Consider the following 10,971-nt stretch of genomic DNA (forward strand, 5'->3'; position numbering starts at 1 on the left):
CCGCACCCCGCTGAACCAGGCGAACAGCTCCGCCTAGAGAAACGCCCTCCAGGCGCCTACACCCATGTCAGCACAGGTCAGGAGCTAGATTCGGGCCTCCAGGCCGCGGAATTATGTCGAACCCGGGGGTCAGGTTCCTGCCGAACACCCTCACCGCCCAGGCCAGGCTCGCGCTGACCGGCTGCACCGCCTCGTCACCCTCGGCCGCCGGCATGCGCTCCGGCGTCATGACCGTGCGCAGCACCGGCCGCGCCTCCTGCGCCGGCGCACAAGACATACACGGCAAAGGCACCATCACCTGGTACGGCGCCGACGGCCGCCGAGCCGGCGTCTCCACCCTGCGGCCATCGATGGAGAAGGTGACCGGCCACAACCCCGGCGACATGCTCCTCAGCGGACGGGTCAGCAAAGGAGCGCTGGCGGGAAGCCAGGTGGCCGGCACCGCCACCCCGACCTCCAACGTCAGCATCTGCGCCACCAAGGGGCTCAGCACCGTCCACGGCAAAGGAAAGATCACCTTCCTCGCCTGACCACCCGGCTCCGGCCGCACGGTGACCCCGCCCCACCAGCACGCACCGGGCGCGGGTCAGTCGTCGCCGGCGGCCGGACTCCCCCGCCATCGCCACGCGCGAGCGCCCACCAGACCGCACCGCGCAACACGGCCTGCGGCTCCGAAGACCGGCGGCAATGTGTCGCGCAACCCCCTACCTCCCTTGCCGATCATCGCGCTAACGTCAGACCTCAGATCCATGCCACGGGCACCGCAGTGCCGAAAACGTTCCTTCCACCCCCCAGCGAAAGACCCCTAGGAGGAAAGAGCCGTGAGCTCTGGCAAGAAGATCTGGTCGGCGGCCCTGCTCGCCACCGCCATGCTGGCGGTCACCGCGGCCTGCGGCAGCGGCGGCGAGAGCACCGACGGCACGATCAAGTTGCGCTTCGCCTACTGGGGCAGTGACGCGCGCCGCGAAATGACCGAAGCGGCGATCGCGAAATTCGAGGCGAAGAACCCGACCATCGACGTCGAGGGCGAGATCTCCGACTTCCCCAGCTACTACGAAAGACTGGCCACCCAGGTCGCCGGCCGGGACGCGCCCGACGTCATCACCCTGGAAATCCGCGCACTGCGCGAATACGCCGAACGCGGCGCGCTGGCCGACCTGGCCTCCAAGGTCAGCGCCGCCGACATCGACGCCAAAATACTGGCGACCGGCGTCGTCGACGGCAAGCAGTACGCCATCCCCAGCGGCGTCAACTCCTTCGCCATGGTGATCAACCCCGCCCTGGTCAAGCGCGCCAGAGCCACGCTCCCCGACGACAACTCATGGACCTGGGAAGACTTCGTCGAACTCTGCTCCAAGGTCACGACCGGCACCAACGGTAAGATCACCGGCACCCAGCTGTCCTGGAACCCCGCGTACCTGCAGATCTACGCCGCGCAGAAGGGCGAGCAACTCTACGTCGCCAACAAGATCGGCGTGTCCCCCCAGACCCTCAAAGACTGGTGGGCCATCACACAGGACCTGATCAAGACCGAAGGCTCCCCCAGCGCCGACAAGAGCTCCGAACTGTACGACGCCGGCATCGAACAGACCCTGATCGGCACCAACACCGGCGCCACCAGCATGATCTGGAGCAACGTCCTCGGCGCGGCCGCCAAGGCATCAGGCCAGGGCCTCGAACTCGTACGGATGCCGAAGATCGAAGGCGCCACGACCAGCGGCATGTTCCTGCAGCCCGCCATGTTCTACACCGCCTCCTCCAGGTCGGAGCACGCCGCCGAGGCCGCGAAGTTCATCGACTTCATGATCAACGACGCCGAAGCCGGCCAGAGCATCCTCAGCGACCGCGGCCTGCCCGCCAACGCCAAGGTGCTGTCCGCCGTCAGCGCCAAACTCCCGGAGGCCGACCAGAAGACCCTGGCGTTCGTGAACGAGATCCGTGGCGAACTGGCCGACCCGCCCGCGGCCCCTCCCAAAGGCTCCAGCGCCATGGAAGGCATCCTCAGGCGCTACTCCGAGGAGGTCATCTTCAACCGGATGACCCCCGACGAGGCCGCGCAGAAGCTCATCACCGAGGCCAACGCCCTGCTCGCCGGCTGATCACCGCGGCGCACCCTGTCGGCCTGTGGGCCGGGAGGGTGCGCGGCATACACCCTTCTCACCCTTGGTCTCCCGTTGTCGAGCTTGGCTTTGAGGTACGGCATGTGGGTGTATCGCTCGCCCAGCGCCTTTACAAAGTAAGTGCAGTCATCCCGCTTCGGCCGGCCGTTGGCCTGTTCGGGCTGTTCGGGCTGTTCGGGGTTGGGTCGGCGGGGCATCGGGACATCACCTATCCCGACACCCGGCTCTGGCGGTGTCATCCGGTGCGGGGCGCCGGGGGTTCGGCGTTCAGGTCAGCCTCAGGAGCGGAGGGCCCATGTGGGCGGCTGTCACGTCTCGGTGATGGAGAAAGCGTTGCCGTCGGGGTCACGGAAGGCGAACATCGGTGGCACGCCGGGCCATTGAAGGATCTCATCGATATCAACGCCGGCGGCGTTAAGGGCCGCGTGCGCGGCCGCTGCGTCGTCGGTGGTGAACCGGATAGTGATGGGGCCGCGGGTGACGCCTTCGGTGGCCTGCTCCAGCGTGACGACGACGTTGTCGCCGCCGGGCGCGAGCTCGATCCACCGTCCGGTCGGGATCGACTCGTCGCGCAGTACCGTGAAGCCGAGCGTGTCGACGTAGAACCGTAGCGCTTGTTCCTGGTCGTCGACCGGCACGCTGACGGTTCGGACACCCGTGACGACCGGCTGCGGCGCGGTCATCGTGCGATCCGCTCGTCGAGGGTGACGGTGACGGTGTCGCCGGCATGCTTGCCGATGCGGGCGCGGATGCCGGCGGTGAACGCGAGCTTGTGCGTGCCGTCGCCGAGTGCCATGAACGAGCCCTGGAACGGCTCGCCGTCGACGTGGCCGCGCACCTTGACCAGGCCACGGGTGCCGAAGAAGTCGGCCGAGCCCGGCATCACGACGTAGGTCCAGCCGCCCTTGCTGGGGCTCTTCCGCAGCTCCGCGGTGAACGTCTTGTCAAGCTTCGTGTCGGACTTGGCTTGCTGTGCGGTCATGACGTTTCGCCTCCGTACATGAGTGAGCCTGGTGTGGTGAGTTCCCGGCCCGTTTCGAGCCAGGTCTTGAGGCCGGAAAGGATCATGGGCCAGCCACCGTAGAGATGCGGGTCGGCCTCCGCGGCGAGTTGGTCGTGTCGGACGAGGAGCCTGCAGCTGTCGTCGACCTGCTCGATCTCCCAGGTCACTCGGCTGGTGCCCTGACGGGCGATGTCGTCGTCCCAGATGGCGTGGTATGTCTGCACGAGCCGCCAGGGCGGGTCGATCTCGAGGTTCTCCCCCTCGATCAATCCGCCGGGCACGCCGTCGTGCGTGACCCTGTAGGCGGATCCTGTGGCCCAGTCGGATTCCACGCGGGCACCGAACTGGAATCGCGCCCGCGTCTCGGGATCGGTGATCGCCTGCCACAGCCGCTGCGGCGTGGTGCGGATGTAGATCTCGAACACCTTCTCCACTCTTGTCTCCAGATCTCGTTTCAGGTCGACGAGGCCAGCGGCCCACGTCTCGGTGTATTTGCTGACCCAGCGGTCGTGGATGAGACGGATCGGCACGGGGTTCAGGAAGTGCAGCTTCTCCCTGCCCCGCCGGTCCGACACCACCACACCGGCCTCCTCGAGCAGACGAAGGTGCTTCGCCACGGCGACCCTCGTCATCGCGAACCTGCTCGCCAGCGCGTTCAGCGACTGCCCGTCCTGCCGGAACAGCTCGTCGAGCAGCTCCCGGCGCGTCGGATCCGCCAGCGCCCTGAATACCTCTTCCACACATCCGACAATAGGAAACCAAATGGTTTCATGTCAAGACTGGCGAGGGGTCTGGTCCGCCTCACCCCCTCGACCGTAGGAGCCGGCAGTTCCAGGTAGCTCCCATGACGCCCTCAGTCGCGGTGATCAGACGGCCTTGCCGCGGGCGATGTAGAGGTTCATGCCGGTGAAGTCGACGGTGATGTTGTAGGGCTTCCAAAAGCAGTGGGAAAACCAGCCCATCGAGTCGAACCCTGTCCCATAGGGCCAGGGCACGTTGACCGGCTGGTTCGGGTTCGTGTAGCAGTAGACCTCCTTGGCGACGGCGTTGCCGAGGCGGATTTCCTTCGGGTAGCAGGGGTAGACGACGGCCGGGTGGCTTTGGGCAAAAGTCCCGATCTGGCGGTCGTAGTCGGTGCGGATCCCCAACTGCTCGGCCGTTCTCCCGCGCACGCCCGCGGCGATCTCGCCGACTCCGCCGAAGTTCACGCCCACCACTCCAGTGCGGGAGGCGGCGCCGGCGAAGCTGCCCGTGCTGTGCAGGTATTGCTCACGGGCCAGCCACAGCGGCAGGGGTTCGACGCCCGCCCGTGTGGCGGCGGCGCGTGCCTTCCCGGCCGTTTCGGCGGTGCGGTGGCGCAGGATCAGCTGCCGGCCCGCGTAGTCGAAGGTGGGCAGCAAATGGTAGAAGACCCACATGCCGATCAGGCCGTCACTGTCGGTGTCGACATCTTCGCCCGACTCCGTTGCCGACCAGCTCACGGGGATGTTGCGCAGTTCGATGCCGCCCAGCTTGAAGGAGTCCAGGATCCCCCAGTACGCCAATACGGTGCCGCCCCCGAAATCGGCCTTCTGACTGGCGACGGGGCGCAGCCCGGCCTCCTTGGCCACCGACGCGCGCAAGCTCAGATTCGGGGCGCCGGTGTAGAACGTGAAACGCTTCGCCGGTCCGCCGTTGACCGAGGCCTCCACCAGCGGCATCGGATCAATCTGCTGGAACGGCACTCGCGCGGTCTCGCCGTGCACCTGATACGCCTCGCCGCGGACTGCCGCGAACCACTTGGCGTAGTTTTCTTCGCCGGCCGCTTTCCAGTGTGGTGCGGACAGGGCGAACTTGTCCTGCCGGATGTAGCAGTCGCCCAGGAGCTGGTTGGCTTCCTTGTCGTCGGGCGCCAGATTGAGGGCCATCTTGAGGTATTTCTCGGCGTCGGGGAACCGGTTGGACAGCAGCCCGACATAGCCGCGCTGGCGAGCTGCGAGCAAATGATTGGGATTTTTCTTCAGAACCTCCTCATACGCGCGGCCGGCCTGCTCGAACTTCCCAGCCTTGAACAGCGCGTCCGCGTCACCGCTGCCGGCCAGCGCCGCCCCGCCCAGCAGCGGCGCCGTCGCGGCCGCACCGGCCAGCACGGCGGCGCCCCGCAGCAGCGAACGCCGGTCCCACACTCCGTCATCAACCAAGGCCTTCTCCCTGTTCGTGATCATCTTCATGTGAACTGCCGCTCAGGCGGACGGTCGCACCAGTTCGGGCCAACCACGCCTCGGGCACGGCTTCCCGCCCCACGGTGGACGGTTCCAGGTCTGGACCGGTTCTTGGCTCTTCGCATGGCAAGGTCATCCCCGGTCGACAACACTCGCGGCACGCCGCCGGGATTCACCACACGCTCCGCGACCCGCCCGCCGATCAACTATCAGCCGCCGGTGTCCCCGCTCCGTCCGCGCCCTGTCATGGTTGTGTCACGTCGCGCTGGCTTCGATCAGGTGCATCCGGTGCGGTTCGCGGCGGTGAGCTGTTGAGCTGTCATCAGCGACCAGAGCAGCGTCAGAGACGGCCTGCGGATCACCCTGTGTGGAGGCGGTCATGACGGGTCGGCGGATCCACCGGGACGGACCCGATGTTCCACGGCGGATCCGACTTCGACCCGGAACTCGTCGGGTGGGCGGCCCACAGCGGCGCCCCGCCGGCCGCCGTGCTGGTGCCGGTCCCCGCGTCGAACCCGCGACCGCCGGCGCGCGTACCTGGACATGGTCTCTCCACCGCCGGACCCATAGAAAGGTGCGCGAGATGAAGCATCCGCGAATCATTGCGGCATCCAGCCTGACCGTCCTGGGCGTGGGCCTCGCCGTCTTCACAATCTTCGCTCCCACACCGAGCAGCACCGCAACCGCCCATCACCACCCGGCTCAACTCGTCGCAGGCAAAACCCTCCCCGGCGCCGGCCTGGACCGCATCCTCGCCGCCATCAAGTGTGACCGGCCGTCGGTTCAGGTCGATGCGAGCGAACTACGCCAGGTGTCCTGCCAAACCGGCGCCGGCCGCTACGTCGTCATGACCTTCACCACGCGAGAGAACCAGGACGCGTGGTACGAAGGAGCCCGGGCCTACGGCGGGACGTATCTCGTAGGCGACCGGTGGACCGTCGTCTCCGACCCCAAGCTCCTGGCCGAGCCTCACGCTCAACTCGGCGGCCGTATCGAGAGCCACCAGCACTGAGTCTTCGCCATCTTTCAACAGGCGGGTCGGAGGCTCTGGCGTGGCGCTCGCTCGGGATACTCATGCTGATCTCGGGCGGGAGTCCGCAGTCTTGATCATCCGTCATGTCATCGGTCGAGGCTGTCACATCTGGGTCATTGAACCCGATTCAGCCAGCCGGATCGTTGATGTCGAACATCCGCTCGCGGCGGCGCGGCCCGAAGGGCACATCAGCCCTCAGCGTCATCTTCCGGTGCGGTACGCTCTCGCGGCCCACGGCCGGCGACGGCGTCCGCGAGGGGCGCAGCCAGGTCTCCGTTGTATGTAGGGTGCCGAAATGACAAGAAGCGAGCGACTCGCGGACCAGCTGGACCGGCACTGGCACAAGAACCTGCGGCCGCGGCTGCACGGTCTTGCCGATGAGGAGTACTTCTGGGAGCCGGTGCGCGGCTGCTGGAGCATCCGCCCACGTGGCACGTCGGACGCATCGATGTCGGCAGGTTCGGGGGAATGGACGATGGACTCCGCGTCCCCTGACCCGGTGCCGGCGCCGGTGACCACGATCGCCTGGCGGCTGGCGCACATCATCGTCTCCTGCCTGGGCTATCGGGTCGGATGGCACTTCGGCGGCCAGGACGTCGACTCCCGGACATTCGCCTACGCGGGGACCGCTGACGAGGCGCTGAAACAGCTCGATGAGATGTATGGGAGATGGAACGCGGGGGTCCGCGCGCTCTCGGACGCCGACCTGGAGAATCCGCCCACGGTGGGTCCCGAGCGGTTCCCCATGGAGGGCATCGTCCTGCACGTCAACAAGGAGCTGATCCATCACGGCGCCGAGATTTCCCTGCTGCGCGACCTCTACCGCTGGCAGGACGGAGCCGTATCGCGCCGAATATGACTTTCCGGTAAGTGGTGAGCTTGCGGGCGCGGGTGGCCTTGAAGCCGGTGACGACCACGGGGTCATCCGGGCCGTCGTCCAGACCGAGGCAGCCGAGATCGGCCAGGGCGCCGAGGCCGGCGGCGCGTAGGTGGGACAGGATGCGGTCACGGCGGGCGGCGGTGATGTCGTGAGTGCGGCCGGGCCGAGCCGCGGAGATCCAGATCATCCGGCCCCGTTCGTCGGTGGGCATTCAGCAGCCGGTCCAGGGCGGCCTGGCCGTCGTCGACCGCGTCGCGTTCCCCGTCGGTGAGCGGGACGGCGGAGCATGCGCTGGTTTTGCTGACGCCCTTGTCCGCAGCGCGCCAGGCGACGGGGTACGGGCGTCAGGTTCGCCCGCACCCCGTGGGAGCCGGCAGGTGCAGGTGGCTCCTGTGACGCCCGTACGGTAACGGTGATCAGGCGGCCTTACCGCGGGTGATGTAAAGGTTCATGTCGGTGAAGTCAGCGGTGATGTTGCGGGCGGCCTGGTCGAACTCTCCGGCCTTGAACAGCGCGTCCGCGTCAGCGCCGCGGGCGCGCGCCGTTGCCGCCCCGCCCAGCAGCGGCGCGGTGGCGGCGGCGCCGGCCAGCAAGGCGGCACCTCGCAACACCGTACGCCGGCCCCACGCTCCGTCATCAACCAAGACCTTCTCCTTCTTCGCGATCATCTTCGCTGTGACCTCTGTCCAACGGACGGTCACAGCAGCTCAGGCCGGTTGCGGCGCGCCGCCGAGTCTCACCAGCGCACTCCGTGAACTCGCCCGCCGGCCAACCCCACCCACTGTCGACCGGCCGTGTCCCCGCCCAGTCCGCGCCGTGTCACCGTCGCGGCGGCGGCGTCCGCCGTCCTGGCCGCCGGAAGCTGTGCTCTCAGCGCCACTGGTAGCGGGTTTGGGACGACTGGCTACCGGCGGCGAAGGCGAACGCCTTGTCCGGTAGAGCTGAACATTTCCGGTCCGAATGGCTTCGCCCAGCTGATACCAGGTTCCGTCCTCGCGGGTGAGCTGCCAGCCATAGGCCTGTTCGAACACGGCCGCCACAGCCTGCCTGGTGACCTGGTCGGTGACCAGGCTCGCGGTGCCTTCGATCACGTAGTCCGTGCCGGTCAGGGTGCCGGTTCCGGTGGTCAGCGCGCAGTGCGGGTTGGCGCTGAGGTTCTTGGCTTTCTGCTCGTTGTCGCCAGTGGTGAACCACATCGCGCCGAGCGCCCAGATCGCCAGCAACGGTGTCACGTGGGGGCGGCCATCCCGGCGCACCGTGCACAGCTGGAACTTCTGGGTCCGGCGCAGTGCCCACCGAGGCTGGTCTGCGGCGCGGTCGAGTCGCCGGCCATGTGAGTGGACATGATTTTCTCCTTGCGATCGTCGCGAACTCCGCCCCGGCGCGGCCGTGGGGAAAGCTCAGCGGGTTCCGGCGAGATGGTCGGCCAGGATCGTGGTGACCGACAGCGCGGTGTCGAAGTTCGGGACGAGCCGGGTTTTCGTCAGCGCGAAGGCGACTCCCCGCGTGGGGTCGGCGTAGGCGTAGCTTCCGCCGCCGCCCGGCCATCCGAGTGCCACGGAGTTCTCCACGGCAGGGGCGCCCATCCTGCCGATCGGGAAGCCCAGCGCCATCCGCGCCGGAGTGCCGAAAACCTGATCCGTACCCTCGAACGCGAGCGCGGACAGTTCCGCCGACCGGGCAGGGTCTACGAGCTTGCCCTGCAGCACGGCGTTGAACATCGCGGCGAGACCGCGCGCGGTGGCGATACCCACCGACGGTATATCGGCGCGCAGGATCTCGCCGTTGTTGCCGAAATCGGCACTCGGCCGGCTTTCCCACGGCGCGAGGATCGCCTCACCGTCGTCCGGGGTGGCAGGCCATTGCCGCGCCTGCTGTTCCAGGCGAGCCAGCCCCGGCAGCGACTCCTGCGGAGCGGCGAAGTAGAGCTGCCCCCGATACGCAGCGGCGCAGTGATCCACTCACGCAGCAGCTCGCTTATGGGCCGCCCGGTCGCACGGCGGGCCAGCTCGCCGATGAGATAGCCGAAGGTGTAGGAGTGATCACCCACGGTGGCGCCCGGCCGCCAGCGCGGCTCGGCGGCGGCCAGCGACTCGCACACCCTGGACCAGTCGGGAAGCTCGGCCGGGGCGATCTCGCGCGGCATGGCCGGAAGACCGACCGTGTGGGTCAGCACGTGCCGCAGTGTCGCCGTGGCCTTGCGGTGCACGCCGAACTCCGGCCACAGGTCCGTGACCGGGCTGTCGTACTCGAGGCACCCATGTGCGACGAGCAGATGCGCCAGCGTGGCCGCCACGTTCTTGCCGGTGGAGAAACTGAAGATCGGCGTACCGGAGGTGACCGGTCGCCCGGTGGCCGGGTCGGCCGTGCCCGCCACCGCGTCGACGATCAGCGCGCCATCCTGATAGACAGCCACCTGCACACCGGTCTCCGCGCCGGTAGCGACCAGCGTGTCGATATGACACTGAATCTGTTCCTGTATCTCACTCATCGCAACCCTCGTCACTTCATCACTCGCGCGGAGAAATCGCCCCTCCCGCTTGCGGAGAATGGTGTGCCGCCCACCTGTTGCCGTACCAGTCGCACAGGGAGAGCGACGCTGTCGCCCGGACGGGCCGCACACTCGTCGAGAGACATGCAGAAGCCGACGCTCACGGTCGAACTCCTTGCCAACTGCTCAGACCGGACTTCGACGGTGCCGCGAGCTCGCGATAGTCGCACACCGCACGCCGTCCCGGTCACAGGCATCCTGGACCCTTCTCCCAAGGGGCATCTTCCGAAGGCAGACGACCGGCGACAGGAAAACTCATCGTCGAACGTGAGCAGAGTTGCGATCCGTGAACCGGCTACACAAATCTGGGACAGACGTCCGGCGTCACTGCGGGACGCCGACATCCCCAAGATCTCGACGAGCCGGTTCACAGACCAGCACATGGCCTGCCGGATCCGGTGCCTCAGCGCCTGGTCCTTCGCCAGGGCGGCCACGTCAGCCTGATCGCCCGCCTGCCGCCACCGAGACTGACGCCTTGGGTCCGGACAAGTCCCGCGGCCGGCACGGGTTCGGCGAGCTCATCCGGCAGGACATATCCGTCATGGCCGGCCTCGGGGGTGACGACCCAGATCCAGCCGGCGTCGGCGAGGTTGCCCGCCGCGTCCATGAGGGCGTCGACCAGGTCGTCATCGCCGTCGCCCGCGCGCCAGCACAACAACACGATGTCGACGACCTCGTCGGCGCTGTCGTCCAGCAGTTCGCCGCCGCATCGTTGTTCCAGCGCGGCTCGAACGCCGTCGAGCCAGGCGTGGGCGTCCGGGGCCGAGTTCCTCGTCTGGACGACCATCCCTGGCTCGATGCCGAGCAGATCGGCGATGCCGTCCTCCGTCGCCTCACCAGGCACCGCCACCGCCTTCTCCCGTGCTGCTCCCGCCACCACCGTAGTAGCCGCCGGGATCGCGGTCGCACGGCAGCCGAGCTGGGCGCGAGGGCGGGGCTCCGACGGGGCGTGACGCGCCCGTCGCCTGGAGCCCGCATGCCGACGGCCCGGCGCGGGCCCGCGCCGGAAGGTGGCGTTCCGGCGCGGGGCGCGCGCAGGGTCGTCAGACTTCTTCGACGCTGCTCGGCTCGCGCCGGGACAGGTCGATTCCGAGCTCCTCCGCGGCGCGGAAGACGTCCTCGTCGGTGTCACGCATCTCGATGGACATGCCGTCGCTGGAAAGCACCTCGACGTTCAGGCACA

General features: G+C 67.9%; 12 protein-coding genes. 4 read left to right on the forward strand and 8 right to left on the reverse strand.

Going from position 1 to position 10,971, the window contains the following annotated elements:
• The first annotated feature begins 113 nt into the window (after positions 1 to 113).
• Both ABGB01_RS45380 and ABGB01_RS45385 read left to right on the forward strand, forming a co-directional pair.
• Complete coding sequence (locus tag ABGB01_RS45380; protein ID WP_347780506.1) at positions 114 to 530, forward strand: hypothetical protein; 417 nt, start codon at positions 114 to 116, stop codon at positions 528 to 530.
• 291 nt (positions 531 to 821) lie between these two features.
• Positions 822 to 2,099, forward strand: a complete 1,278-nt coding sequence (locus ABGB01_RS45385) for an extracellular solute-binding protein (RefSeq protein WP_347780507.1) — start codon at positions 822 to 824, stop codon at positions 2,097 to 2,099.
• A 329-nt stretch (positions 2,100 to 2,428) separates the two neighbouring features.
• Here the strand turns inward: ABGB01_RS45385 and ABGB01_RS45390 are convergent, their stop codons facing one another.
• The 4 genes from ABGB01_RS45390 to ABGB01_RS45405 all read right to left on the reverse strand — a co-directional run bounded on the left by ABGB01_RS45390 (position 2,429) and on the right by ABGB01_RS45405 (position 5,333).
• On the reverse strand, positions 2,429 to 2,803 hold the full coding sequence (locus ABGB01_RS45390; RefSeq protein WP_347780509.1) for a VOC family protein: 375 nt from the start codon (positions 2,801 to 2,803) through the stop codon (positions 2,429 to 2,431).
• The gene (locus ABGB01_RS45395) at positions 2,800 to 3,102 is read right to left on the reverse strand and encodes a DUF1905 domain-containing protein (RefSeq protein ID WP_347780510.1); all 303 of its coding nucleotides are present in this window, start codon (positions 3,100 to 3,102) and stop codon (positions 2,800 to 2,802) included. The genes ABGB01_RS45390 and ABGB01_RS45395 overlap by 4 nt, the downstream gene beginning before the upstream one ends.
• Positions 3,099 to 3,863: a metalloregulator ArsR/SmtB family transcription factor gene (locus tag ABGB01_RS45400; protein ID WP_347780512.1), complete on the reverse strand. Its 765-nt coding sequence runs from the start codon at positions 3,861 to 3,863 to the stop codon at positions 3,099 to 3,101. The genes ABGB01_RS45395 and ABGB01_RS45400 overlap by 4 nt, the downstream gene beginning before the upstream one ends.
• A 126-nt stretch (positions 3,864 to 3,989) precedes the next feature.
• Positions 3,990 to 5,333, reverse strand: coding sequence for an aspartyl protease family protein (locus tag ABGB01_RS45405; protein ID WP_347780513.1), 1,344 nt, complete (start codon positions 5,331 to 5,333; stop codon positions 3,990 to 3,992).
• Between the two features lie 565 nt (positions 5,334 to 5,898).
• On the opposite strand from ABGB01_RS45405, the gene ABGB01_RS45410 reads away from it, so the two are divergent.
• Together ABGB01_RS45410 and ABGB01_RS45415 are read left to right on the forward strand one after the other, a co-directional pair.
• Positions 5,899 to 6,336, forward strand: coding sequence for a hypothetical protein (locus tag ABGB01_RS45410; RefSeq protein WP_347780514.1), 438 nt, complete (start codon positions 5,899 to 5,901; stop codon positions 6,334 to 6,336).
• 316 nt (positions 6,337 to 6,652) lie between these two features.
• Complete coding sequence (locus ABGB01_RS45415) at positions 6,653 to 7,216, forward strand: DinB family protein (protein WP_347780515.1); 564 nt, start codon at positions 6,653 to 6,655, stop codon at positions 7,214 to 7,216.
• A 437-nt stretch (positions 7,217 to 7,653) separates the two neighbouring features.
• Here ABGB01_RS45415 and ABGB01_RS45420 read toward each other — a convergent pair whose 3' ends face one another.
• From ABGB01_RS45420 to ABGB01_RS45435, 4 genes are all read right to left on the reverse strand, one after another.
• Complete coding sequence (locus ABGB01_RS45420) at positions 7,654 to 7,905, reverse strand: hypothetical protein (protein ID WP_347780517.1); 252 nt, start codon at positions 7,903 to 7,905, stop codon at positions 7,654 to 7,656.
• Positions 7,906 to 7,944: 39 nt separating this feature from the next.
• On the reverse strand, positions 7,945 to 8,526 hold the full coding sequence (locus tag ABGB01_RS45425; RefSeq protein WP_347780520.1) for a pyridoxamine 5'-phosphate oxidase family protein: 582 nt from the start codon (positions 8,524 to 8,526) through the stop codon (positions 7,945 to 7,947).
• Positions 8,527 to 8,637: 111 nt separating this feature from the next.
• Complete coding sequence (locus ABGB01_RS45430) at positions 8,638 to 9,198, reverse strand: serine hydrolase domain-containing protein (protein WP_347780518.1); 561 nt, start codon at positions 9,196 to 9,198, stop codon at positions 8,638 to 8,640.
• A 993-nt stretch (positions 9,199 to 10,191) separates the two neighbouring features.
• Positions 10,192 to 10,665 (reverse strand): DUF3052 family protein, encoded by a 474-nt coding sequence (locus ABGB01_RS45435; RefSeq protein WP_347780519.1) that lies wholly within the window; start codon positions 10,663 to 10,665, stop codon positions 10,192 to 10,194.
• Between the last annotated feature and the right edge of the window lie 306 nt (positions 10,666 to 10,971).

The sequence above is a fragment of the Nonomuraea sp. B5E05 genome (assembly GCF_039880665.1).
GTDB lineage: Bacteria > Actinomycetota > Actinomycetes > Streptosporangiales > Streptosporangiaceae > Nonomuraea.